The organism is Parabacteroides sp. 52 (assembly GCF_010500925.1).
Classification (GTDB): domain Bacteria; phylum Bacteroidota; class Bacteroidia; order Bacteroidales; family Tannerellaceae; genus QVMG01.
In genome coordinates, this window is the sequence record NZ_QVMG01000023.1 from 1 (window position 1) to 25,935 (window position 25,935).

23 protein-coding genes are annotated in these 25,935 nt (G+C 44.4%); 20 read left to right on the forward strand and 3 right to left on the reverse strand.

Annotated features, from left to right (window positions below; genetic code table 11):
* The first annotated feature begins 592 nt into the window (after nucleotides 1–592).
* The 10 genes from D0T51_RS11015 (at nucleotide 593) to D0T51_RS11060 (ending at nucleotide 10,430) form a co-directional block, all read left to right on the forward strand.
* On the forward strand, nucleotides 593–2,179 hold the full coding sequence (locus D0T51_RS11015; protein ID WP_163729300.1) for an SUMF1/EgtB/PvdO family nonheme iron enzyme: 1,587 nt from the start codon (nucleotides 593–595) through the stop codon (nucleotides 2,177–2,179).
* A gap of 27 nt (nucleotides 2,180–2,206) precedes the next feature.
* Nucleotides 2,207–3,604: a Gfo/Idh/MocA family oxidoreductase gene (locus tag D0T51_RS11020; protein WP_163729302.1), complete on the forward strand. Its 1,398-nt coding sequence runs from the start codon at nucleotides 2,207–2,209 to the stop codon at nucleotides 3,602–3,604.
* 6 nt (nucleotides 3,605–3,610) lie between these two features.
* Complete coding sequence (locus tag D0T51_RS11025; protein WP_163729304.1) at nucleotides 3,611–4,549, forward strand: sugar phosphate isomerase/epimerase; 939 nt, start codon at nucleotides 3,611–3,613, stop codon at nucleotides 4,547–4,549.
* 25 nt (nucleotides 4,550–4,574) lie between these two features.
* Nucleotides 4,575–5,258, forward strand: a complete 684-nt coding sequence (locus tag D0T51_RS11030) for a helix-turn-helix transcriptional regulator (protein WP_203583377.1) — start codon at nucleotides 4,575–4,577, stop codon at nucleotides 5,256–5,258.
* Between the two features lie 14 nt (nucleotides 5,259–5,272).
* The gene (locus tag D0T51_RS11035) at nucleotides 5,273–5,869 is read left to right on the forward strand and encodes a response regulator transcription factor (protein WP_163729308.1); all 597 of its coding nucleotides are present in this window, start codon (nucleotides 5,273–5,275) and stop codon (nucleotides 5,867–5,869) included.
* 68 nt (nucleotides 5,870–5,937) lie between these two features.
* Nucleotides 5,938–6,330: a DUF2007 domain-containing protein gene (locus tag D0T51_RS11040; protein ID WP_163729310.1), complete on the forward strand. Its 393-nt coding sequence runs from the start codon at nucleotides 5,938–5,940 to the stop codon at nucleotides 6,328–6,330.
* 14 nt (nucleotides 6,331–6,344) lie between these two features.
* Nucleotides 6,345–6,527, forward strand: coding sequence for a hypothetical protein (locus D0T51_RS11045; RefSeq protein ID WP_163729312.1), 183 nt, complete (start codon nucleotides 6,345–6,347; stop codon nucleotides 6,525–6,527).
* Between the two features lie 161 nt (nucleotides 6,528–6,688).
* Complete coding sequence (locus D0T51_RS11050; RefSeq protein ID WP_163729314.1) at nucleotides 6,689–8,023, forward strand: NADP-specific glutamate dehydrogenase; 1,335 nt, start codon at nucleotides 6,689–6,691, stop codon at nucleotides 8,021–8,023.
* A gap of 248 nt (nucleotides 8,024–8,271) precedes the next feature.
* A complete protein-coding gene (locus D0T51_RS11055; RefSeq protein ID WP_163729316.1) occupies nucleotides 8,272–9,702 on the forward strand; it encodes a phosphotransferase in 1,431 nt (476 codons plus the stop codon).
* Complete coding sequence (locus D0T51_RS11060; protein ID WP_163729318.1) at nucleotides 9,699–10,430, forward strand: nucleotidyltransferase family protein; 732 nt, start codon at nucleotides 9,699–9,701, stop codon at nucleotides 10,428–10,430. Before D0T51_RS11055 ends, D0T51_RS11060 begins: the two co-directional genes overlap by 4 nt.
* A 41-nt stretch (nucleotides 10,431–10,471) precedes the next feature.
* Here the strand turns inward: D0T51_RS11060 and D0T51_RS11065 are convergent, their stop codons facing one another.
* Nucleotides 10,472–11,305: an MBL fold metallo-hydrolase gene (locus D0T51_RS11065; protein WP_163729321.1), complete on the reverse strand. Its 834-nt coding sequence runs from the start codon at nucleotides 11,303–11,305 to the stop codon at nucleotides 10,472–10,474.
* Nucleotides 11,306–11,514: 209 nt separating this feature from the next.
* Here D0T51_RS11065 and D0T51_RS11070 point away from each other — a divergent pair, with 209 nt between their 5' ends.
* The 5 genes from D0T51_RS11070 (at nucleotide 11,515) to D0T51_RS11090 (ending at nucleotide 16,069) form a co-directional block, all read left to right on the forward strand.
* Nucleotides 11,515–12,060: a DUF4924 family protein gene (locus D0T51_RS11070; RefSeq protein ID WP_163729323.1), complete on the forward strand. Its 546-nt coding sequence runs from the start codon at nucleotides 11,515–11,517 to the stop codon at nucleotides 12,058–12,060.
* Between the two features lie 6 nt (nucleotides 12,061–12,066).
* Entirely contained in the window at nucleotides 12,067–12,933 is an 867-nt protein-coding gene (gene rfbD / locus D0T51_RS11075; RefSeq protein WP_163729325.1) for a dTDP-4-dehydrorhamnose reductase, read from the forward strand.
* 58 nt (nucleotides 12,934–12,991) lie between these two features.
* On the forward strand, nucleotides 12,992–14,572 hold the full coding sequence (locus D0T51_RS11080; protein WP_163729327.1) for a peptide chain release factor 3: 1,581 nt from the start codon (nucleotides 12,992–12,994) through the stop codon (nucleotides 14,570–14,572).
* A gap of 182 nt (nucleotides 14,573–14,754) precedes the next feature.
* Nucleotides 14,755–15,456, forward strand: coding sequence for a hemerythrin domain-containing protein (locus D0T51_RS11085; protein WP_163729329.1), 702 nt, complete (start codon nucleotides 14,755–14,757; stop codon nucleotides 15,454–15,456).
* A 7-nt stretch (nucleotides 15,457–15,463) separates the two neighbouring features.
* The gene (locus tag D0T51_RS11090) at nucleotides 15,464–16,069 is read left to right on the forward strand and encodes a response regulator transcription factor (RefSeq protein WP_163729331.1); all 606 of its coding nucleotides are present in this window, start codon (nucleotides 15,464–15,466) and stop codon (nucleotides 16,067–16,069) included.
* Nucleotides 16,070–16,277: 208 nt separating this feature from the next.
* Here the strand turns inward: D0T51_RS11090 and D0T51_RS11095 are convergent, their stop codons facing one another.
* Nucleotides 16,278–17,354, reverse strand: coding sequence for a nitronate monooxygenase family protein (locus tag D0T51_RS11095; protein WP_163729333.1), 1,077 nt, complete (start codon nucleotides 17,352–17,354; stop codon nucleotides 16,278–16,280).
* Between the two features lie 217 nt (nucleotides 17,355–17,571).
* Between D0T51_RS11095 and D0T51_RS11100 the strand changes: the two genes are divergently transcribed.
* The 4 genes from D0T51_RS11100 to D0T51_RS11115 all read left to right on the forward strand — a co-directional run bounded on the left by D0T51_RS11100 (nucleotide 17,572) and on the right by D0T51_RS11115 (nucleotide 22,072).
* On the forward strand, nucleotides 17,572–19,095 hold the full coding sequence (locus D0T51_RS11100) for an arylsulfatase (RefSeq protein WP_163729335.1): 1,524 nt from the start codon (nucleotides 17,572–17,574) through the stop codon (nucleotides 19,093–19,095).
* A 6-nt stretch (nucleotides 19,096–19,101) separates the two neighbouring features.
* Nucleotides 19,102–20,658 carry an arylsulfatase gene (locus tag D0T51_RS11105; RefSeq protein WP_163729337.1) on the forward strand — a complete coding sequence of 519 codons (1,557 nt, stop codon included), beginning with the start codon at nucleotides 19,102–19,104 and terminating at the stop codon, nucleotides 20,656–20,658.
* A 111-nt stretch (nucleotides 20,659–20,769) separates the two neighbouring features.
* Nucleotides 20,770–21,426: a LysE family translocator gene (locus D0T51_RS11110; protein ID WP_163729339.1), complete on the forward strand. Its 657-nt coding sequence runs from the start codon at nucleotides 20,770–20,772 to the stop codon at nucleotides 21,424–21,426.
* 4 nt (nucleotides 21,427–21,430) lie between these two features.
* Nucleotides 21,431–22,072, forward strand: a complete 642-nt coding sequence (locus tag D0T51_RS11115; RefSeq protein WP_163729341.1) for a carbohydrate-binding family 9-like protein — start codon at nucleotides 21,431–21,433, stop codon at nucleotides 22,070–22,072.
* Nucleotides 22,073–22,193: 121 nt separating this feature from the next.
* Here D0T51_RS11115 and D0T51_RS11120 read toward each other — a convergent pair whose 3' ends face one another.
* Complete coding sequence (locus tag D0T51_RS11120; protein ID WP_163729343.1) at nucleotides 22,194–23,204, reverse strand: aspartate-semialdehyde dehydrogenase; 1,011 nt, start codon at nucleotides 23,202–23,204, stop codon at nucleotides 22,194–22,196.
* Between the two features lie 137 nt (nucleotides 23,205–23,341).
* Between D0T51_RS11120 and D0T51_RS11125 the strand changes: the two genes are divergently transcribed.
* Entirely contained in the window at nucleotides 23,342–25,663 is a 2,322-nt protein-coding gene (locus D0T51_RS11125; protein ID WP_163729345.1) for a lamin tail domain-containing protein, read from the forward strand.
* Nucleotides 25,664–25,935 lie beyond the last annotated feature (272 nt).

The window sequence follows — 25,935 nt, forward strand, 5'->3', positions numbered from 1 at the left end:
ACCACTGCAAGCAGTGGTCCCCCTCTTCTTATCCAAGAAGAGGAGCCAGGATAGTGCTGGTTAATATAGTTGGTATTTGGGTTATTTTCAATAAGATAACGATGTATATACAGGTGACTTTCATATACAGGTAGCTTGCATATATAGGTAGCTTTCATATACAGGTGGCTTGCATATACTGATAACTATACATATGCAGGTAAAGAGGTAGTAGGGATTACCCGAAGGGGGGCCAGGTGGAAAGCCGCGGGTTGTCAACTTCGTGGTATACAGTCGATAGATACCGTGAGCCCTGGAAGGGGCAACTTTTTAATTGAAAATTGAGAATTGAAAATTAATTGAAGATGATTTTCAATACAGAGGGGGAGGGGCACACGCAACAAGGAAGACAGGAAGTGATCAACCGGTTCGCCCTTTTCAGGGCTGATAGTGAGGAGAGTCTCGCTGTATTTTGTCGTTTCGATAGAAAAAAAAAGAATTTGAGGACATTTAACGTTTAAATAAAGAGTTATTGTTTCATTATTCAGAATGAAAGCACTACTTTTATTGCCGTTTTTAGATCTAGTATTATTTTGAATATTTATAAGGAAAGATGGTTAAAAGGAAATTATTCGACCAACATTCATCTGGAAAAAGAAAATCTTTCATCAAAGGAAAAACTTTTATTTTTCTGTTAGGACTTATTTTCGGAGGAGGAATTATTGTATCGGCTTATCTCACTTCTGTTTATTTTTCAACGGATGAGTCGTGTATGATTTGTCATGTACATCCTCATGTGGAGGATAGTTGGAAGTTATCTTCGCATGTGAACAACCGCAGTGGGGTGAAAGTGCATTGTGTCGATTGCCACCTGCCTCCTAAAAACAATACCTGGGATCATTATACGGCGAAAGCGCAATTGGGTCTTAAGGATATGTGGAGTTATCTGACAAAAGACAGTGCCGATTTCGATTGGGATATGAAATCCGAGTTGGAACATGCGGTGAAGTTTATTCCCAACGCCTCTTGTAAAGAGTGTCATCAGAACCTATTCCCGGAAGGGATCACCCCGGATGGCATCACGGCTCACTTGTATTATGATGAGAATGAGAAGAAACTGGATCTTCAATGTATCAGTTGCCATTTGGATGTAGGTCATGATAATCCGAATTATACACATTCGAAGATGGCGGCAGTTCCGGGCACTTCGACTGCTTCGGTAGCGGTGGATACCAGCCTTTACTTCAAAGAAGCCACTGTCGTTACGGATTTTATAAATTATACCGAGCAAGTACCCGGTACGATGGTCTCTTTTGATATGATCGCCATTCCCGGAGGAACCTTTCAGATGGGTAGTGAGGAGAAAGAGAAATTTCGTCGGGAAGACGAAGGACCTGTGCGTCGTGTAACGGTTAGCCCTTTCTTTATGGCTGAGGTAGAAACGACCTGGGATCAGTTTTGGGCGTTCTATGGACAGACCATGAGTGAAGGACGTACACTTCCGGAGGCAGTTTATGCGAACAATAATGATCCGGAGGTCGATGCCCTATCCGGTCCGACGCCTCCGTTTGGATTCCCTGACCAAGGTTGGGGTGGAGGAGACCGTCCGGCCATAACCATGACCCATTATGCGGCAGAGACTTTCTGTCAGTGGCTCTCTATGCGGACAGGCAAAAAATACCGTTTGCCGACGGAGGCAGAGTGGGAGTATGCAGCCAGAGGGGGAACGCAAACGCCTTATTTCTTCCCGGGCAAACCGCAGGATTTCTCCAACCAGGGATTTATGCGTACGTTTTTCAATGCGCAGACAGACGGTATTTCCAGTTATGTGATTTACAATAACAACAGTAAGAACCGGACGCAGGAGCCGGATAAGGTGAAAGCCAATCCTTTCGGATTAAAGAATATGTTGGGCAATGTGATGGAATATTGTGCCGATAAATACGATCCGAAGGCATATGCGAAAGCGGGGGATGTCACCGATCCCTGGGTAAAGGAAGGCGAAGAATGGGTAGTCCGTGGAGGTAATTATACCTCGGATGCTGCCGATGTACGTGCCGCTGCCCGTGATTACACCAAGCATGATGCCTGGTTGAAGACCGATCCTCAGCAACCGAAGAGTATCTGGTGGTATTCTGATATCCGGGGCATAGGCTTCCGTGTTGTATGTGAGGTGGAACCGCCTCTGACCGGAAATTGATTCGATAAACACTTTAATTTACATATCATGAAAAAAGAGAACAGTATTAGTAGAAGATCATTCCTTAAAAGTTCAGCGATGGCCGGTGCCTTAGGTGCTATAGGTACGGGTGGTGCTGCAACAGTACTCACCTCCTGTGGTGGCGGAGCAACCGACAAAAGTGGTGCAGCTGCCGTTTCGAGAGACCCGAATGCTTTTTATCTGCCTGAGTTGGTAGATATTGCTTCGGATGGAAAAGAACTGAAAGCGGGTATTATCGGTTGTGGGGGACGTGGTTCCGGTGCAGCGTTCAACTTCCTGGATGCAGCGAAAGGGGTAACGGTTGTTGCCTTGGGAGATGTATTCAAGGAGAGAGTTGATGACCTTGCGGATAAACTGAAAAAAGAAAAAAATATAGAGATCCCGGCGGACAAACGTTTTGTGGGTCTGGATGCTTATAAAGAAGTGATTGACAGCGGGGTCGATGTGGTTATTATTGCTACACCTCCCGTGTTCCGTCCGGTACATTTCCAGTATGCAACGGAGAAGAGTAAACACTCTTTCCTGGAAAAACCTATCTGTGTGGACCCGGTAGGTTACCGTACGATTGTTGCTACTGCTAAACAGGCTTCTGCCAAGAACCTGCGTGTGCTTACCGGAACGCAACGTAATCACCAACGCAGTTATGTGGAATCGCTGAAGAAAATCAACGAAGGTTTGATTGGTGAGATTACAGGAGGTGTGGTTTACTGGAACGGAGGTAAACTCTGGCACCGCGACCGTCAGCCGGCCTGGACAGATGCTGAATTCATGATCAAAGACTGGGTAAACTGGAAGTGGTTATCTGGTGATCACATTGTAGAACAACATGTTCATAACATCGATGTATTTACCTGGTTCAGCGGATTAAAACCGGTCAAAGCTGTCGGCTTTGGTTCCCGTCAACGTCGCGTGACTGGTGATCAATACGATAATTTCAGTGTGGATTTCACCATGGAGAATGGTGTTCACCTGCATAGTATGTGTCGTCAGATAGACGGTTGTGCGAACAATATAAGTGAGTTTATCCAAGGAACCAAAGGAACCTGGTATGGTAATTCCGGCAGTGATGCTGTTATCAAGGATTTGGCAGGAAATGAAATCTGGCGTTTCGATAAAGAAATAGAGAAACAGGAGCACCCACAAACCAATCCCTATGTATTGGAACATGTATGCTGGGTAAATGCCATCCGTCAGAACAAACCGATGGAGTTGGCATCGCATACGGCTATATCCAATCTGGGTGCTATCATGGGACGTGAGTCGGCCTATACGGGTGCAGAAACAACTTGGGAAGCCATGGCGGTATCTCCAATGGATATGACTCCGGCTGACCTGAATCTGGGCAAAATGGATATGAGTGGTTTTACTGTTCCTGCTCCGGGAAAAGCATATGAAAAAAAATAAATAGGTATGGCTCTTAACAGAAGAAACTTTTTAAGAACCAGTTTGTCGACAGCCGCTGTTGCTTCATTTGCAGGAACAGCATTGGCTTCCTGTAATTCCAAAGCAGCCAAAGAATCCGATTGCACGGGGAGTTGCTGTGGTGCCAAAGCGGAATTGAAAATATCTTTTCAGGAAGGAACCGCTCCGGGTGCCAACCTGAATGAGAAGTTCGACTATATGGAAAAGATGGGTATCGTTGGTTTTGAACCGGGAGGTCGTGGATTGGCCGGCCGTGTCAAGGAAATCAAAGAAGCCCTGAACAGACGTACGATAAAGGTAAGTGCTATTTGTGCCGGTTTTAAAGGCTTTATCCTTTCTACCGATCCCGCCATTCGTCAGGAATGTATGGATACGATGAAAGAGATCCTGGCCGCTGCCGGTGAATTAGGATCTACCGGGGTTATCATTGTGCCTGCGTTCAACAGCCAGGTGCCTGTGATGCCGCATAACCGGGAGACGCGTGATTTCTTGTGTGAGCAATTCAACGAGATGGGGAACTTTGCCGTTGAACACGGTACCACCGTTATCTTTGAACCGCTGAACCGCAAGGAGGCCTTTTATATGCGTCAGGTAGCCGATGCAGCTTCTATCTGTCGGGATATCAATAATCCGGGAGTAAAGTGTATGGGTGACTTCTGGCATATGACCTGGGAAGAGACCAGTGACATGGGTGCTTTCCTGTCGGCCGGAAAAGAATACCTGCAGCATGTACATATAGCCAGCCGCAAACGGCGCAGCATGCCGGGTGAAGACGGGGAGGCAGATAATTATGTCAACGGCTTTAAAGGGCTGAAGATGATAGGTTATGATAAATACGTCAGCTTCGAATGCGGATGCCAGGGCGATCGCGAGATCATTTTGCCTGCCGCTGTCGAATTGATGCGTAAACAATGGGAAGAAGCATAAAATAATGGCATTAGTTTATTCCAATATGCAGATGAGTGAAGTGGTGGAGGAACACCCTTCACTCATTCCTGTTATCAACAGGTTCGGTATCCGTCTCGGTCTGGGAGATAAACAGATAGGTACGATTTGTGACGAACATGCGTTGGATACAAATTTTGTATTGACCGTTATCAATACCTTTTTGAATGAAGAATATTTCCCGGAGAAGAAACTTCAGACGTTCCATACGTCACAGATCATTGATTATCTTACCCAGACAAATCAATATTACCTACGCTACCAATTGCCTAATATAGAACGCCACCTCGGTGTGTTTCTCTCCATGAGTACACCGGCCAACCATACATTGGGGGCTATCGGGAAGTTCTTTTCCTCTTTTAAAGAGCAGTTGACTGCCCGTATCGAGCAGGATGAGAAAGTTTGGTTTCCTTACTGTCTGGAACTGAAAAAACAGGTTCATGCGTATCCTGCATCGGCAGAGGTGTTGCACCTGAGCAATAAAGAGAAAGAAGAAGATCCTATCGAAGCTCTTCTCTACGATCTGAAAGGGATTATGATCAAACACCTGTCGGGGCAATATGATGAAAACCTTTGTTATGCCGTTATCTTTGGCATAAATAGCCTGGAGAAAGATATCAAACAACACAATCGTATTCGCTACCGCATACTGACGCCTATGGTTTCGGCCATGGAAAAGTTATGTGAATAAATGTATCTCTTCTAATGCATCATACCCGACATATTGCGATCATCCTCTCCGACACCTTGCGGCAAACAGGGATTCAATATCTGTTGGCCGATTATTTTCCGCCGGTAGAGACTGCCTGTTTCCACTCTTTCAGTGCTTTTGCCGGAACAAACGATGGCTTCGACTATTATTTCACCGATGCTGATACGTTTATGTTGCATGCCGAATACTTTCTTCCGCGAAAAAACAAAACAATGGTGTTGATCGATGGCCAGGGGACGCCTTGTCAAACGGCTGTTGATACGAACAATTCCGGCAACGCTTATTTATATACCGGTGCCCCTCAGGAGACGTTGCTCGAGCAGATCGGTTCTCTTTTTGCTAACGAAGGGCATATACACCTGCCGGGAGAGAACAACAAAGACCTGTCGGCTCGGGAGACGGATGTTCTTCAACTGATCGTCAAGGGCATTACAAACAAAGAAATTGCGGACAAACTGAATATCAGCCTCAACACGGTGCTTACCCATCGTAAAAACATCACCTCCAAATTGGGGATTAAAACCGTTTCCGGACTCACTTTTTATGCGATCATGAATGGGCTCATCTCCGGTGATGAAATCGAGCCGTGAAGATTCTTTTTTCTATCAAAGCTGCGTTATCTAAGTAAAAACTCTTTTCTTTGTAAAAAAGAAAATGTATGAGCGATACGGAAAAAATGGTTGAGGTAGCTCGTTTTACCTATGCCAGTGACGCGCAGGTCTTAGCCTCTTTGTTAAAGTCGGAAGGTATTGATTGTTATATCCGGAATGAATTGATCACCCAGGTTTTGGCCGGTATCATCGATCTCGGAGGTGCACGGGTCGAATTATTGGAAAGCGAAGTATCCCGTGCTTTGGAGATCATGCAGGAAAATGGGTATGAGATTCCCGGTGAGAACGAAGAGGCTTGCAGTGTACAGACGATGTCCCGCTGGGCACGTCATATTCCTTTATTGAATAAACTTCCGTTGGAAAAACAACTCTTTTTTATGTTTTTTCTGATTGCCCTGTTGCTTACCGCTTTGGTATATGCATCCAAACTCCTCCACTGAAACAGACTCAACCGATGGCCCGTAGAAAAATAACAAACAGTCAGATCGTATGCCTCACGCTTTTATGGGGAATACTGTGTTATATGTTGCTTGCATACAGCAAAGAGATTAATTTTTATACCGTGTTTACCCTTGTTGCTTCCGGCATCATTGTGTTTGTTCCTATATACAAGAATAAGAAACACCAGGATAAATAACATTTAGTTGCGTTTTTCCGTTTTAAACGTCTAAATGATATTTTTTATGCATTTTTGCTTTCATTTGTTTGTTTGTGTAAAACTTTAACTTACCTTTGCAGTATCGTTCCTAACGATGTTGTGTAGCAATCTATTGATATAATATTCAAAATAAAGAAATCATGAAGGCAAATGAAGTATTGGAGAACCTGAAAAGAAGGTTCCCGAATGAACCTGAATATCATCAGGCAGTATCGGAAGTTTTAGGTTCTATCGAAGAAGTGTACAATGAGCATCCTGAATTTGAAAAGAATAATCTGATCGAGCGTCTTTGCATACCCGATCGCATCTTTTCTTTTCGGGTTTCCTGGATGGATGACAAAGGACAGGTGCACACCAATATGGCCTATCGTGTACAACATAACAACGCCATTGGCCCGTACAAAGGGGGGATGCGTTTCCATGCTTCTGTAAACCAATCTATTCTGAAGTTCCTCGCTTTTGAGCAAACATTCAAGAATTCATTGACAACCTTGCCTATGGGTGGTGGTAAAGGAGGTTCGGACTTCAACCCCAAAGGGAAATCGAACGCGGAGATTATGCGTTTTTGCCAGGCTTTCATTATGGAGTTGTGGCATCATATCGGTCCTGAGACAGATGTACCTGCCGGTGATATCGGTGTAGGGGGACGCGAAGTGGCCTATATGTATGGTATGTACAAAAAGATGGCGCGTGAAAATACCGGAACTTTCACTGGTAAAGGTATCGAGTTCGGTGGTTCGTTGATTCGTCCGGAGGCTACCGGTTACGGAAATGTCTATTTCCTGTTGGAGATGCTTCGGACACGCCAGGTTGATATTAAAGGAAAAACAGTCGCCGTTTCAGGTTCGGGTAACGTGGCACAATATACGGTAGAGAAATTAATCGAGTTAGGTGCTAAAGTGGTTACCATGTCTGATTCGGACGGTTATATTTATGATCCGGAAGGTATTGACAGCGAAAAGCTGGCTTATATACAAGAGTTGAAAAACCTGTATCGCGGACGTATCCGTGAATATGCCGAGCAATACGGATGCAAATATGTACAGGGAGGTCGTCCCTGGGGCGAAAAATGTGACATTGCCTTGCCTAGTGCGACACAGAATGAATTGACAGGCGACGATGCAAAGGCCTTATTAGCCAATGGTTGTATTGCCGTATCCGAAGGAGCCAATATGCCCTCTACGCCGGAAGCCATCGAGGCCTTCCTGAAAGCCAAAATCCTTTATGCTCCGGGTAAAGCAGCCAATGCAGGAGGTGTTTCTGTTTCCGGATTGGAAATGACACAAAATGCGATGAAGTTGAACTGGACTGCCGAAGAGGTAGATGCCAAACTGAAAAGTATCATGAAGTCTATCCACGAACAATGTCAGAAATACGGAACACAAGAAGATGGTTTCGTTGACTATGTAAAAGGGGCAAACGTTGCCGGCTTTATGAAAGTGGCCAAAGCCATGATGGCACAAGGTATTCTCTAAACAGGTCGCCTGCGCAGAAAAATTTGTTTTTGATCATGAAAAGAAAGGGGGCTGATGCCCCCTTCTTTTTGGTTTTTACTTTTCCATCGCTCAAATTTTGTTCTTCTTAGTTGTTTGTAGGCAAAGAACTTAAAGAAATTCCAAGGGGATTTTCTTGTTTTTGTCCATTCATAAACAAAGAAAAAGAATCCGGGAAACGGAATACTTCTCTTAAAAAAGCCGTACCTTAGTACCGCAAATAAACACAAATGGTACTCACAGAACTCAGCAGGCTTTATACATCCCTGACAGGATCGTCTCCTTTGGAAATCATAGAATTGCCCTCTTCCGGTTCCAACCGTCGGTACTTCCGGCTTCTTGGCAGCCAAACGTTGGTAGGGGTCAGTGGGTCTTCTGCGGAAGAGAACAAGGCTTTTATCTATATGGCCTCCCATTTCAAGAAACAGGGACTTCCCGTGCCGGAGGTATATATAGCCTCGGAAGATCAATCTTTCTATTTGCAGGAAGATCTGGGAGATACCCTTTTGTTTGATGCAATTGAGAAAGGGCGCAAAAGCAGTGTGTTTGACGAATCGGAACGTCAGCTTCTTCATAAAACAATTGCTTTATTACCTGTTATTCAATTTACGGGAGCGGAGGATTTTGATTTTTTCCAATGTTATCCGCAACCGGAATTCAATGAACGTTCCATCTTATGGGATTTGAATTACTTTAAATATTGCTTCCTGAAAGCTACCGGCATGGAGTTTCAGGAGAATCTGTTGGAAGATGATTTCCGGAAGATGTGTGATGTTTTATTGCGTGATAAATCCCATACCTTTATGTATCGTGACTTCCAGTCGCGCAATGTAATGGTCAAAGAAGGTGAACCCTGGCTTATCGATTTTCAGGGAGGACGGAAAGGGCCTATCTATTATGACGTGGCTTCCTTCCTTTGGCAGGCCAAAGCCAGACTGCCTGAAGGATTGCGCAAGGATCTTCTTTCAACTTATATGCATGCGTTGGAGGCGTTTATGCCGATAGACAAGGACTATTTCCTGAGACAATTGCGCCACTTTGTGTTGTTCCGTACCTTGCAGGTGCTCGGAGCTTATGGCTTCCGCGGGTATTTTGAGAAAAAGCCGCACTTTATCCAGAGTGTTCCTCATGCTATCGAAAACCTCAAGCAACTCTTACGGGAAGACTATCCGGAGTATCCCTATCTATGCACTATCTTGAAAAAGCTGGTCGGGTTGAAACAGTTCTCGGATGATATACAGAAACGTACATTGGAGATCCGGGTGATGAGTTTTGCCTATAAAAAAGGAATACCCAACGATTCCACCGGAAATGGCGGTGGTTTTGTATTTGATTGCCGGGCGATCAATAACCCCGGGAAATACGAACGGTACAATCATTTCACCGGACTGGATGAACCTGTTATACGTTTCCTGGAAGAAGACGGAGAGATTACTTCCTTTTTGAAACATATCTATACGATTGTTGATACCTCTGTGCAACGTTATCTGGATAGAGGCTTTACCAATCTGATGGTTTGCTTCGGTTGTACCGGAGGCCAACACCGTTCGGTATATTCCGCTCAACATCTGGCGGAGCATCTGAATAAAAAATTTAATGTAAAAGTAGAACTGGTTCACAGAGAACAAAATATAGAACAAATATTTAACTCCACTCTATGAAAGCGATGATTTTTGCAGCAGGTATGGGTACGCGGCTTAAACCGTTGACCGACAATACCCCTAAGGCGTTGATCCCTGTTGGAGGGAAACCGATGTTAGAACACATCATTCTGAAACTGAAAACTGCCGGTTTTGATGAGCTTGTTATTAATATTCATCACGAAGGACAACAAATCCTAGATTTTCTGGCTGCCAATGAGAACTTTGGTGTCAGGATACATATATCAGACGAACGGGATTATCTGTTGGATACCGGCGGAGGGATTAAAAAGGCCTTTTCTTTTCTGGAAGGAAACGAACCTTTCCTTGTTCATAATGTGGATATATTCTCCAATGTCGATTTACAAAAGCTCTATCATACACATGCGGAAACGAACCCGTTAGCGACTCTCCTGGTCAGTAAACGCAAAACCTCCCGTTACCTACTCTTTAACAAAGAGAATAAGTTGTGCGGGTGGCGCAACCATGAAACGGGAGAAGTCAAATCGTATTACCCGGATTTTGACCCCTCTCTATACGATGAATATGCCTTTGGAGGTATTCACGTGCTTTCGCCCCAAATATTTGAGTGGATGGAGGAGTGGACCGGCAAGTTCTCGATCATAAACTTTTACCTGTCGATTTGTGCGAAAACCAATATATACGCCTACCCTTCTCAGGACTTGCGTTTGTTGGATATTGGCAAACCGGAAGCCTTGGAAAAGGCGGAGCAATGGTTGAAAGAGTAATCCTATTATAGGTCTTTGTGTCAACAAACAGAGGAAGAGTCTTACGAAAGAAGGATGTTTTCCTCTTTTTTATAATAGGTCTTTACCTGCTTAACCGTGGAACAAGGGGTGTAGGCATCGTGACAAAAGATAATCGCTTGTTTTTCCCGTACGGCTTCCTCCAACATCCGGTGTTTCTCATGGAAAGAAATGGCCGGATAAAGATCGTAGGCTGATATCCATTCCGGCGACAAACAGGCTGCCAATGGGATCACATCACCGGCAAATACATAGGTGCGTTCCGGCAAGGAGATATACGGTACTATCTGACCGGGAGTATGTCCGTCGTAAAGCCGAAGCTCTATGCCGGGATACAGTTCGATCGGCGAAGAGAGAAGATAGAGTAAGTCTTTCTCGTAAACCGCTTCCATGTTTTCCCTAAAGTAAGAATCTTTTTCTAACGGATGCGGATGTTTGAAATTATCCCATTGTGCCTGGCTGACCCAATGGCGTGCGTTGGGATAGGTGAGTCTATGTGTTTGGGTGTTTTCCTCCCACTGAGTCGTATAGCCGCAATGGTCAAAATGCAGGTGGGTGAGGATGACATCTGTAATTTGCTCAGGAGAGATTCCCCGGTCACGAAGAGTTGTGTTCAGATCTGTCTGATCAAAAAAATGGTAATAACTCCATGTTTTCAGGTGTTTATTGCCTACCCCGTTATCTACCAGGATGATATCTCCATTATCGGTGGTTACCAACAAACTGCGTATAGCCAATACACAGGCATTCGATTCGTTTGCTGGGTAGCGACGCGACCAGGCTGTCTTGGGAATGGCACCAAACATAGCTCCTCCGTCGGCATAAAAATATCCGGTATCAATAAGTTCAATTTTCACGATCTGTTTCTCTCAAATATACAAGCAAATATACTGTTTATTTCCTGCCGGAAAGGGAAACGAACCTATTTTAGCGAAAGCAAGGATGCTACTTTCCTGACGAAAAACCGGCGAAGGGTGAATGCAGTACGCCTGGTTTGCCGTCAATTAGGCATCAAAGATGCCGATTTTTATAAAGTTATATCGGAATATAACTTATCTTTGCAGGCATGATTGTTGCTTTACAAAAAAGAAAGGAAAATATAGCGGAATATCTGCTTTATATGTGGCAGGTAGAGGATTTGATCCGGGCGAATCATTTCGACCTCGATAGCATCAGCCGCACCGTCATTGCGCAGTATGATCAGCCGGAAGAGGTAAAAAAAGAAATAACCCATTGGTATGCGGAGCTTATTGATATGATGCGCGGTGAAGGTGTTATGGAATCCGGACATATTCAATTGAATAAGAATGTGATCATTCAACTGACGGACCTGCATCTACGCCTGTTAAAAGCTCCCCAGGAAATGGTCTATCAGGCAGCTTATTATAAGACATTACCTTATATCGTACAACTCAGGGCCAAATCCGGTGGAACTGATCTACCGGAGTTAGAGACTGCTTTCTCTGCCGTCTATGGCTTTCTGTTGTTGAGGATGCAAGGCAAAGAAGTAACGGCGGAAACGACGGAGGCAATCAAACAGATAAGTGCCTTTCTGGCTACGCTGGCAAGTAAATACAAAGAGGACGCAAACAACGAACTGGATCTTGAATAAGAAGAAATGAAGAATATCTTAGTAACAGGTGCTAACGGACAATTGGGACAGGCCATCCGACAACTGGCGGCAGAAGATTCTTCTTTCCATTTTATCTTCACCGATGTAGATACATTGGATATCTGCAATAAATCGGCTGTATTGTCTTTCCTGCAAATGCATTTTATCCATGCGATTATAAATGTAGCTGCCTATACCGCTGTCGATCGTGCCGAGGCGGAAGAGGAGACAGCTTACCGGATCAATTGTGAGGCGGTACGTAACCTGGCTGAAGCAGCGAAAGAGACAGGGTGCAAACTCATCCATATATCTACTGATTATGTGTTTGATGGTACCCAATATCGGCCTTATATCGAGACAGATATTACCTGCCCTGTCTCTGCCTACGGGAGAAGCAAATTGGCCGGGGAGAATGTATTGCAGGAAACAAGCATAGAAGCTATTATTATCCGCACTTCCTGGTTGTATTCTGCTTTTGGAGCTAACTTCCTGAAAACAATGTTACGTCTGGGAAAAGAACGGGAAGAGATCGGTGTGATCTTTGACCAGGTGGGGACTCCTACCTATGCCGGCGATCTCGCAAAGGCATTGTTTGTTATCCTGGAGAAAGGGAGAGAAGGTATATTTCATCCCGGTATCTACCATTTCTCAAACGAAGGGGTGTGCAGTTGGTACGACTTCTCCTCTAAGATCATGGAGATTGCCGGACTTTCCTGTCGCGTGAAACCTATCGAGACAAAGGAGTACCCTACCCCAGCCCAACGTCCTTTTTATAGTGTCCTGAATAAAGCAAAAATAAAAGAAACATATGGACTTCTTATTCCTCACTGGGAGGAAAGCCTGAAGAGTTGTATCCATACATTTGAAGTATAAAACAAAACATTTATCCTGCCTACGGATAGGATGTTGCCATATAATTTATAAAAAACATATGTCTGATTTGAATCAAGAAATAAAGAGAAGGAGAACATTTGCCATAGTCAGTCACCCGGATGCCGGTAAAACGACACTCACCGAAAAGTTATTGCTTTTTGGGGGAGCTATCCATGTTGCCGGTGCGGTGAAATCGAATAAAATAAAGAAAACGGCTACGTCCGACTGGATGGAAATTGAAAAACAAAGAGGTATCTCGGTGGCAACCTCTGTTATGGCATTTGATTATTCGGATCATAAAATAAATATTCTTGATACACCCGGTCACCAGGATTTTGCGGAAGACACTTTCCGCACACTGACGGCTGTCGACAGTGTGATCATTGTCATCGATACAGCCAAAGGGGTAGAAGCACAAACCCGCAAGCTGATGGAGGTCTGCCGGATGCGTAAAACGCCTGTAATCGTTTTTATCAACAAAATGGACCGGGACGGTAAAGATCCTTTTGACCTATTGGATGAGATCGAAGAAGAACTGAAGATAAACGTACGCCCCTTGAGTTGGCCTATTGATATGGGACAACGCTTTAAAGGTGTTTATAATATATTTGAAGAAAAGCTGGATTTATATACACCCAGCAAGCAATTGGTGACAGAGAGTATTGCTTTTAAAGATATCTATAATCCGGAACTGGAAAATCATATTGGCGCTCCCCTGGCAAAGAAACTGCGAGAAGATATTGAACTGATCGAAGGAGTCTACCCCGAGTTTGATGTGAACACCTACCTGCAAGGAGACATAGCTCCGGTATTCTTTGGCTCGGCATTGAACAATTTTGGGGTAAAAGAACTCTTGGATTGTTTTATCCAGATCGCACCCTCCCCCCGCCCTGTGCAGGCAATGGAGCGGGTCGTTGTGCCGGAAGAAGAAAACTTCACCGGTTTTATCTTTAAGATACATGCCAATATGGATCCGAATCACCGCTCCTGTATTGCCTTTGTAAAGATATGCTCCGGCCGTTTCGAACGTAATGCCAACTATAAACATGTGCGTTACAACAAAATGATGCGTTTCAGTAGCCCGACCGCTTTTATGGCACAGAAAAAGGAAACCGTAGATGAAGCCTTTGCCGGTGATATTATCGGTTTGCCGGATACCGGCAATTTCAAGATCGGTGATACATTGACCGCCGGTGAGGAACTGCACTTCAAAGGCTTACCCAGCTTCTCGCCCGAGATGTTTAAATACATCGAAAATGCAGATCCAATGAAAGCCAAGCAGTTGAATAAAGGAATAGAGCAACTCATGGACGAAGGTGTTGCACAGTTATTTACCAATCAGTTTAACGGACGAAAGATCATCGGGACGGTGGGACAACTGCAATTTGAGGTTATTCAATACCGTTTGCTTCATGAATATGGTGCCCAGTGTAAATGGGATCCGATCAGCCTCTACAAAGCCTGTTGGATTGAAAGCGATAACGCCGCCATGTTGGAGAATTTCAAAAAACGGAAATCTCAATACATGGCACTCGACAAGGAAGGACGGGATGTCTATCTCGCGGATTCCTCTTATGTACTCACGATGGCTCAACAAGACTTCCCGGATATTAAATTCCATTTCACTTCAGAATTCTAAAAGAACTCAAAGGAGTCAAAGAAGTTAAGGAGTCAGAGGAGTGTAGTAGATTCTCCTTTGACTCCTTTTTTTATCCCCCCTACCTATAAGTAGGTATAATTCCTTTGTCTTTCGTATACATTCTTTTCAGCTGAAATAAAAGATGTATCTTTGACTATTCAATGATTTTAAAAGAAAACGCTATGTATAAGAAAGGGAAGTATCAGGAAACAGACCGTATGAGTGACCTGATATGTGAGAATTATCCAATGGTGTTGGTCATGAGCCGTTTTGGAATAGCTTTAGGCTTTGGAGAAAAAAATATAGGCGAAGTGTGTCGGCAGAACGGAGTGCATACCCGTACTTTTCTGACTTTGGTAAATTTCCTGACCGATAAAATAGAAACCTCTGTGCTACCGATAGAAAATATTACTTCTTCTATTTCCTTGGATGCGTTGATGAGTTATCTGCACCGGGCGCACGACTATTTCTTGAACTTCCGTTTGCCTCATCTCCGGCGTAAGTTGATGAATGCCATTTCCGATTGCCCGGAAGAGGTCGTCTTTGTCATTCGCAAGTTCTTCGACGAATATGCGGCAGAGGTGAATAAACATATGTCGTATGAAGAAAAAACCGTATTTCCTTATGTGCGCTCTTTGTTGGCAGGAAAGAAAGACGGCAAATACAATATCTCGATTTTCAGTAAGCGCCATGATCAGATAGAGATGAAGATCGTGGAACTGAAGAATATACTGCTCATGTATTATCCCGGAGAAGGAACCTATATATTGAACAGTGTACTCTTTGATATCTTCGCTACGGAGGAAGACCTGGCCTCACACAACCGGGTGGAAGACTATTTGTTCGTCCCCGCTATTCTGGCATTAGAAAAACAATTACATTGAGACTGTTATGACTACCTCGTTGAAAGTAATGATCGCTGAACCTTCTGTAATCATCCGGAGCGGACTGGAAACCTTATTGAAACGTTTGTCCGATTACCGTTTGCAGTTTGTCGAAATACCTACCCATGAATCCTTATTGGAGGCTTTGCGCATACATAAACCGGATATCTTATTCATCAACCCATCCTGGCCGGGTTATTTTCATTTGCAGGAATGGAAAGAAGAAGTAGGTTGTCCACATATGAAATGTATTGCCTTGGTTTATACGGTTATGGATAACCAGCAATTGCGTGTATACGATGAGCAGATACATATCTTTGACAGCCTGGAAGAGATAAAACAAAAACTGGAGCGCTTGCTTGCGCAGGAACTCCCCACCGCTTCGGAAGAAGGAGATTCGCAAATACTGAGTATCCGGGAAAAAGAGATCGTCGTTTGTGTGGTCAAAGGAATGACGAACCGCGAGATTGCCGATGCCCTCTATTTATCAACCCATACGGTTATTACCCATAGACGCAATATTGCCCGTAAGTTGCAGATTCATAGTGCGAGCGGCTTGACTATTTATGCGATCGTGAACAAATTGGTGGAGCTGAGCGATATTCAGCAATAAAAAAAGTGTGGGGAAATTCTAGTGTTGATAGCTATCGTCACTACTAACGATAGCTATCATCAGTAGTAACGATAGTTATCATCAGTACTGACGATAGCTATCAACAGTAAAATCATCCTTAGAAAAGCAGCGATTGCGTAGAAGATATACAAAAAAATACCCCGGTGAAGAGAATTCTTACCGGGGTATTTTTTTGTATGTAAAAGGTTTATTCCGATTTGATCTTGGCTTTCCATTCTTCAATCAATTCAGAGATGGTCTCTTTCACCGAAGTGATCCGGTCCGCACGCCAGGCATTCGTGCCGGCAAAAGCATATCCGTTTTCAAAGTTGCCTCTGAAAGCATTATATAAAGCCATGACAATACAATAGGGACTGCGGGAAATATCACATGTTTTGATGCAGTTGAAAGGACAAGCCTTGGGTTGTTTGATGCCCGCTTTCACCTTTTCCAGGAAAGAAGAGTGAATGGCTCGTCCCGGCATGCCTACGGGACTTTTGATGATCTCGATATCCGTTTCGTGGGCATTGATATAACTCATTTTAAAGTCATCCGAAGCATCACATTCTTTTGTTGTGACAAAACGGCTTCCTAATTGCACACCCGATGCACCAAGATCCATCATGCGTTGGATATCTTCTCCCGTATATATTCCTCCGGCAGCAATGACCGGTATGCTTTTGTTGTATTTCTCCTCAAAGACAGCTACTTCGCTCACAACCTGAGGGAGCAATTCTTCCAGGGAAAAGTGTTCGTCTTCCAGTTGATTTTCTTTATAACCCAGGTGTCCTCCGGCTTTAGGGCCTTCCAACACAACAGCGTCAGGCAGATAATCGTAATTGTTTTTCCACTTTTCGCATATCAGCCGTACAGCGCGTGCACTGGATACGATGGGAACCAATTTGGTTACACTCTCTTTGTTCAGATACGAAGGCAGGTCCAAAGGAAGGCCTGCACCACTGAAAATAATATCGACCTTTTCCGCAATGCTGGTCTTCACCAGTTCGGTAAAGTCGGAAAGTGCTACCATAATGTTCACTCCAATGATTCCTTTGGCTTTTTCCCGTGCCTTCCGAATTTCTTCTTTGAGGCCGAGGTTACCAGCTTCCGTATAATTGGGGGAGAGTTTTTTGTACAAAAGGCCGAGACCGGCGGCAGAAATAACACCAATGCCTCCTTCATTCGCAACGGCTGAGGCTAAGCCGGAAAGGGAAATCCCTACACCCATTCCACCCTGTATGATGGGAATACGTGCTTTCAGATCTCCGATGGATAATGTCTTCATGCTTTTATTCATAAAATAATGGGCCAAAGGTAGCACAAACTATCGGATGTTTGTGTAAAAGAGAAATAAATCTTGCACAAAAGATGTATATTTGTGCAAAGGCGTTAGCAGAGTCAGAGGAATTAAAGTTGTCATAATATGCTTTTTGAAAAAGAATATCTTATTTTTGAGGCATATTAGATGCTATGATGAATAACTCGTATTAAAAATTGAAGAAATGAAAAAAACAGTTGCGCTAGGATTGGGAACGACGTTGTTGGTTTCCTGTTCGGCAAACACACAGAAACAAAAAGAAGACAAATCCCTTCCCAATGTGATTATTATTTATGCTGATGACGTGGGTTATGGAGACTTGGGTTTCAATGGAGAGAAAACCATTCATACACCCAACGTAGACAAACTGGCGGATAGCGGTATGCGTTTTACCGATGCACATGCGGTGGCGGCGACCAGTACACCTTCCCGTTACTCCCTGCTCACGGGACAATATGCCTGGCGACGCAAGGATACCGGGATAGCCACGGGGGATGCCGGTATGATCATCCGTCCGGAGCAAACGACAATGGCTGATATCTTCAGAGACAACGGATATGCTACCGGAGCCATCGGTAAATGGCATCTGGGATTGGGAGATACGCAGGGTTCCCAGGATTGGAACGGACTGATTCGTCCGGGATTAACGGATATCGGTTTTGACTATTCTTACATCATGGCGGCAACGGGCGACCGCGTGCCTTGTGTGTTTGTGGAGAATCAACGCATTGTCAACCTGGATCCGAACGACCCGATAGAGGTAAGTTATAAGGATTCTTTTCCGGGTGAACCGTTGGGAAGGAATCATCCGGAGATGTTGACTGTCTTAAAACCAAGTCATGGGCACGATATGGCTATCGTAAACGGTGTCTCGCGTATCGGCTATATGAAAGGGGGCAAGCAAGCTTTGTGGGTCGATGAAAACATTGCAGATAGTATTACTACCAAAGCGGTTCAGTTTATCGAAAACAATCAGGATAAACCGTTTTTCCTTTATTTTGCAACCAATGATATACATGTGCCCCGTGTGCCTCATCCCCGGTTTGTAGGGAAGAGTGGAATGGGCGCGCGTGGAGATGCAATCCTGGAGTTCGACTGGAGTGTGGGACAGGTTATGGAAGCCTTGGAGAAATATGGACTGACAGAAAATACACTGATTATTCTCTCCAGCGATAATGGGCCGGTAGTGGATGACGGATATCAGGATCAGGCGGTAGAGCTTTTAGGCGATCATCGTCCCTGGGGACCTTTCCGCGGCGGGAAATACAGCAGCTTTGAAGCGGGAACGCGCGTGCCTTTTGTGGTCAGTTGGCCGGCAAAAGTAAAACAAGGTGTTTCCGATGCTTTATTTTCCCATATCGACATCTTTGCTTCCCTGGCTAAACTCATTGGCAAAGAGGTACCTGCCGGGGTGGCACCGGATAGCCGCGACCAGTTGAATGCCCTCTTGGGGGTGGATAAAAAAGGACGTGATTATATCATTGAACAGGCCGGATCACTTGCTATATCCGACAAAGAATGGAAATATATAACACCCAGTAAAGGGGCGGCTTATAGTAAATGGACAAATACGGAATTGGGGAATGATGCAGAACCTCAATTGTATAACCTGAAAGAGGATATCGGTGAGAAGAATAACCTGGCCGCTCAATTCCCGGAAAAAGTAGAACAACTGAAGGCTTTATTAGAAACAGAAAAAAGTAAATAAGAAAAAATGAAACGAAGAACCTTTCTTAAGACATCCGCTGTCATGGGATTAGGCCTGGGACATACTCAACCCTCTCCCGGACAGGAAGTGAACCCCGATGCATCCCCGGACAAAAAGACAGCAAAGAAACCGCATATTATCTTTATCATGACCGATCAACATCGGGGAGATGCCTTGGGTTGTATGGGGAATAAGTCGGTTTTCACTCCGCATATCGATCGTTTGGCTAAGGAAGGTTCTTTGTTTATCAGTGGGTATACCTCATCGCCCAGCAGTACGCCGGCACGTGCCGGTCTGTTGACGGGCCTATCTCCCTGGAAGCATGGGATGTTGGGATATGGGCGTGTGGCAGAGAAGTATCGCTATGAAATGCCGCAGATGCTCCGTAACCTGGGATATTATACCTTCGGCATCGGAAAGATGCATTGGTTCCCCCAAAAGTCGCTTCATGGGTTTCATGCCACCTTGGTAGATGAGAGTGGACGAAGCGAATCGCCTGATTTTATCAGTGACTACCGTCAGTGGTTTCAATTGAATGCTCCGGGAGAAGATCCGGATCTGACGGGAATAGGCTGGAACGCTCATGGGGCAGGCGTCTATAAATTAGAGGAGAAACTGCATCCGACTACTTGGACGGGGCAAACGGCTTGTGAACTGATCCGCAATTACGAGACGGAAAAACCTCTTTTCCTCAAAGTCTCCTTTGCCCGTCCGCATAGTCCGTATGATCCGCCGCAACGGTATCTGGATATGTACAAAGATACAGAGATCCCGCAACCTTTTATCGGAGATTGGTGTGGGGAGTTTGCTGAGCGTCTCGATCCTTCCGCAGCAGCACCGGATGCTCCTTTCGGGAATTTTGGAGAAGCCTACGCCATCCGCTCCCGCCGGCATTATTATGCGAATATCAGCTTTATAGACGATCAGGTGGGAGAGATTATCCAGGCTTTGAAAGAGAAAGGCATGTATGAGAATGCAGTTATTTGTTTCACCTCCGATCATGGCGATATGCTGGGCGATCATCACCATTGGCGTAAAACCTATCCTTATGAAGGTTCTACCCATATCCCGTATATTGTGAAATGGCCGGATTCTTTATCGCGTATAATGACGAATGGAAGCCGGATCGAACAGCCGGTTGAATTGCGTGATTTCCTTCCTACTTTCATCGATCTGGCCGGAGGAACGGTACCTCCCGATATGGACGGGCAATCGTTATGTAAACTGGTACAGGGACAAACAGCCGACTGGCGGAAATATATTGATATGGAACATGCCACCTGTTACCGGAAGGAAAACTATTGGTGTGCGTTGACAGATGGGAAGATAAAATATGTATGGAACTTCTATACCGGAAAAGAGGAATTGTTCGATCTGGTGAAGGATCCGCAGGAATTACAGGAATGTTCCGCAAAGCCGGCATATGCCGGTTCCTTGAAAGAACTGCGCGAGGCAATGGTTGCCCACCTGTCGGAACGGGGCGAATCGTTTGTAAAAAACGGACAACTCGTACCCCGTACATCCACCTTATTGTATAGTCCTGAATTTCCGGTAAAATCCTGATCTACATTAGAATCACAAGCCAGGAAGGCCCTTTTTTAGACTTTTTGCCTTTGTTTCTCACAGATTGAGTGTATATTTGTGCCCTCAAGACAAACAGAGAACACTTCCTGAATGATTGGACTAATTGGTAAGAGTTTATTGATAGGCATACTGGTATCGGCACCTATGGGTCCCATAGGCATACTATGTATTCAACGCACACTAAATAAAGGACGCTGGCATGGTTTTATCACCGGATTAGGTGCGGCGTTATCCGATGTGCTTTATGCCGCAATAACCAGCCTGGCCTTGGGATTTGTCGGAAGCTTTGTGGAATCCAATCACACCCTTTTACAGTTATTCGGAAGCCTTGTGTTGGGTGGTTTCGGCTATTATATTTATAAAAGTAACCCTGTACGCAATATCCAAAAAGCGCAAGAGAGAAGATTATCCTATGCACAGGATTTCATCTCTGCCTTTCTGTTGACCTTTAGTAATGTATTAATAGTCCTGTTGTATATAGGTCTTTTTGCCCGTTTTGGATTTGTCAAATCGGAATATACCGTCTGGACGATAATGCTAGGGGTCTTCTGTATCGGCATGGGCGCTGTTATATGGTGGTTTGTGATTACTCATGTAATAGCGAAATTAAGAAAATGGTTTAATATACGGGGGATTTGGTTGATGAACCGGATTGTCGGGACGATCATTATAGTATTGTCCATATTGGGTTTGCTTTCCGTTGTTTTTTCTTCCTATTTCCATATACCTTTACTTCAAATCTATTGATCATATGAAAAAACTGAAAGTACCTTATTTAAAAACACTGGACGAACTCGATTTATCCGTTGTTGGCGACCTGATGGAAAACAAAGCGCAACGGGAATATATCCAGGTAATAAACTGGAAAGAATATCCGTATCAACCCATCGTAGTTTTTGATATTGCCCGTACGGATCAACATTTGTATATCCGCTATTTTGTGCGGGGAAACTCTTTGAAAGCGCTGCATGCAACAGACGATTCTCCGGTTTATACCGATAGCTGTGTGGAGTTTTTTATGCGCAAAGCCGAAGAGACCGATTATATAAATTTCGAATTTAACTGCATCGGCACCTGTGATGCCGCTTATCGTCAGTCACGCGAGAACAAACAATCCCTTTCCCCTGAACAGTACGCACTTATCCATCGCTACTCTTCTTTGGGAAAAAATCCTTTTGCCGAGAAAAAAGGTATTTATTCCTGGGAACTAGTTGTGCGCATACCCTTTTCTGTGATGGGACTGGATCCGCATCATCTGCCGGAAAAGATAATGGGTAACTTTTACAAATGTGCGGACGATACCGAATATCCTCATTATGTAAGCTGGAGTCCTATTGATACGGAGACCCCCGACTTCCATCGTCCGGAATTTTTTGGGGAGATTTATCTTTAAATATCTGACTTTCTCTGAGGCATTCATTGTTTCATTGATAGACAAAAAGACAAATAAAAAGGGACTGGCCGCTTGGTCAGTCCCTTCTTTTATCTCTTCTCTCGGATAAGTAAAAGTCCTTTTATTTTACATTTCCCACCTGGATCAGGTATTCAGCGATCTGCACGGCGTTTAATGCTGCACCTTTTTTGATCTGATCACTTACCGTCCAGAACGTCAGTCCATTCGGGTTGCTCAGGTCTTTGCGGATACGGCTTACATATACCGGATCCTTATCTGCCACAAATAAAGGCATAGCATACTCCTTTTGAGCCGGTTCATCCTGCAAAACGATACCTTCGGTAGAAGCAAAAGCCTCGCGCGCTTCTTCTACGCTTACCGGACGTTCTGTTTCCACCCAGGTAACCTCACTGTGTGCACGCATAACCGGTACACGCACACAAGTGGCACTTACCTCAATATCCGAGTGCATAATCTTGCGGGTCTCGTTATACATCTTCATTTCTTCTTTTGTATATCCGTTATCGGTGAACACATCGACCTGAGGAATCAGGTTGTAAGCCAACTGATAAGCAAACTTCTCCACTGTCGGCTCTTCGCCTTTCAAGAGTTGTTCATATTGTTTGACTAACTCATCCATAGCGGTGGCACCGGCACCACTGGCTGCCTGATAGGTTGACACGTGTACACGTTTGATATGGGATACCTTTTCTATCGCTTTCAAAGCGACTACCATCTGAATCGTGGTGCAGTTCGGATTGGCAATGATGCCACGGGGACGGTTTAAGGCGTCTTCCGGATTCACTTCGGGAACTACCAAAGGTACGTCTTTGTCCATACGGAAGGCACTGGAGTTGTCGATCATTACCGCTCCATATTTGGTGATCGTTTCCGCAAAATCAATCGATGTTCCTCCACCGGCAGAAGTAAAAGCAATGTCGATTCCCTTGAAGTCGTCGTTATGCTTCAGCTCCTTAACGGTATACTGTTTACCACGGAAGGTATAAACACGTCCGGCACTGCGAGAGGAGCCAAAAAGCACCAGCTCATCCATCGGGAAGTTTCTCTCGTCAAGCACACGCAGGAACTCTTGTCCTACGGCTCCACTTACTCCAACAATTGCTACTTTCATTTTGAGCACAAATTAATTTGATAAATAAAAAATAAATATAACTTTGCTATTCTGGTTAACTTTTGCAAGTTCAATAGCTTACGAGTTCTTTTTATTGGGGTGCAAAGTTAATAATATTCTATTAAAACCTGACAACTATGAAACAATTCTTCCTTTTAACAGCGCTTTTGCTTTCTTTTTTCTGCTCAGCGCAACTTGATGAATCTTTCTCAGGCCCCGAAGTGACCACTTCTTATCCCTGGAAAGGTGATCTGCAGAAATTTATTGTGAATGAAAAGAATGAGTTACAACTACACACGGCCAGGCCCGATGAGGCGATCCTCTATCTGAAATCTGTCTTTTTAGATGATAACGAATGGAGATTCAAGGTCAGAAGCGGATACCGGGGTACAACCGGCAATTATTTCTGTATATATCTTTGGTGTAAAGAACCCAATATGAAGAATCCGGGCAAGGCTTTGTTTATCCGCCTGGGGTATTCGGGGAAAAACATCACCTTATGTGAGAAAACAGGGAGTATGAAAGAGAAAGTATTATTGACTGGGCGTACACTTTTCGACAAGGACAACTGGGAGGTGGAGGTCAAAGTTACTATCCGTCAGGGAAAATGTACGGTTTACAATAAATTACCTACAGAAGAAACCTTCTACAAAGAGAAGGAGGTCAGTCTCTCCGAAATCGATATGTCGCCCGGTTATTTTATGCTTGGCTTGAAATACAGTGCCGATCACGGCAGGAATAAATATATGGATGATATTTATATCGAGCGCTTCGTATGGGAGGAGGAACCCGAGGATCCGGATTCCCCGAAGAAACCCTTGGAGATGGTAGAGATCAAACAGGAGAGTGAAAATAAAATAAGTATCCGCTTCAACCAAGTGATCGATATAACGACTGCCACTTTCTCCTTGTCCGGGCTGGGAGCACCCAAGCAGATTGAATTCTCGGAAACGGACTTTGTGTTAACCCTCACCTGGGAGAAAAAGATGCAGAAAGGGAAAAAATATGTTTGGAGCTTCTCGGGTATCTATATTGAAGAGATATTCGGTTATTATGGAGAAGAAGAATTTATCGCTCTCTATGGAGAAGAGAAGGAAGAACCGGAAACACCTGTCGCAACGTATGGTTCCATTCGTATCAATGAGATCATGGCAGATCCCAAAGGACTGACAGCCTTGCCGGAAACGGAATATGTGGAATTATACAATGCGGGTACACAGACCTTCTCTTTGAAAGGATGGTCCTTTGTGTATGACACGAGAACGATTACTTTAACAGATTCTCTTTTTCCGGCTGATACCTATCTGGTATTGTTCAAAAAAGGGAAAGAGATACAAATCGGGGAAGCAGGAATAGGAATGCCCTTGGATAAATTTCCGGTACTGGCCAATACGGGAAAGACACTGCAACTGACAGATGCAAACAAAAAACTTATCGATCAGGTTACGTATAAAAAGGCAACGCCTGGAAAATCATGGGAGCGACAAGAAGACTCCTTTCATCTATCTACTGATGAACGGGGAGGTAGTCCGGGAGAACCCAACTCTTCCCCTCAGCAAACACCAGAGGAGCTCAAAGAACCGGAAGAACCGAAGGAACCCGAAGAACCCACTCCACCGCTGGGACCGGTCGTTCTGCCGAACGAGATTATATTCAATGAACTATTGCCCAATCCATATCCTGAAGGAAGTGAATACATTGAGCTTTACAACCGTTCCGACCAGGAGCTTTCTTTAGCTGGACTGTCCCTGGCTACACGTAAGTCTGATGGAAACTTAAGCGTGATTTACTCCTTGTCCTCTCTAAACAATCCAATAGCCCCCGGCGCATACTGTGTCCTGACAAAAAATAAAATCGGTGTCCTTAACGCATACCGTATCTCTTTCCCCGGGAATATCTATGAATTGAAACTACCGGTATTGAATAATACGTCCGCCACCCTGGTCTTATTCCGCACTGCCGATCAAACAATAATAGACGAAGTATCTTACTCTTCCAAATGGCATGCTCCTGCAATAAAAGAGGAGAAAGGAGTCGCCCTGGAACGTATCGATCCGGAAAAAGATACACAAGACCCCTTAAACTGGACCTCAGCGGCAGAGACCGCCGGATGCGGTACACCGGGTTATCAGAACTCACAGTATGGTAATCCCAACCCTCCATATCCCAGTGGCATAGAAAAACCCCGCTACTCCAAAGAAACGGGGCTGTATACCATTCTTTATTGCCTCGATCAACCGGGGTACAACTGCCGGGCATATATCTACGACCTCTCCGGTCAACGGGTAGCCACAATCTCAAACAATGAATTGACCGGCACCCAGGGGGAATTTATCTGGGACGGTACCGGTACAAACGGCAAACGCCTCAATACCGGCCTTTATATCTTGTATATAGAACTATACAACAATACCCAAGGGAAAGTTAAGACTTACAAGGAGGTCTTCCTGATATACTAAAAAAAGAGATGTTGCCGTACGGGCAACATCTCTTTTTTTTAATTGTAAATTGTTAATTATAAATTATAAACTACCTCACAATTACGTCACACATCATCATTTCATCTGAAGCGTTTCATATCCTATGGATAAATAAATGCTTATAATTTACAATTTATAATTAACAATTAATTTCAGTATTTTACTGAAACTTTCCCTCTCGTTCCATCGCTCAGTGTCACGATATACAGTCCTTCCGGCATGTAAATCTGCGTTTCGCCTTCTGAGATAGC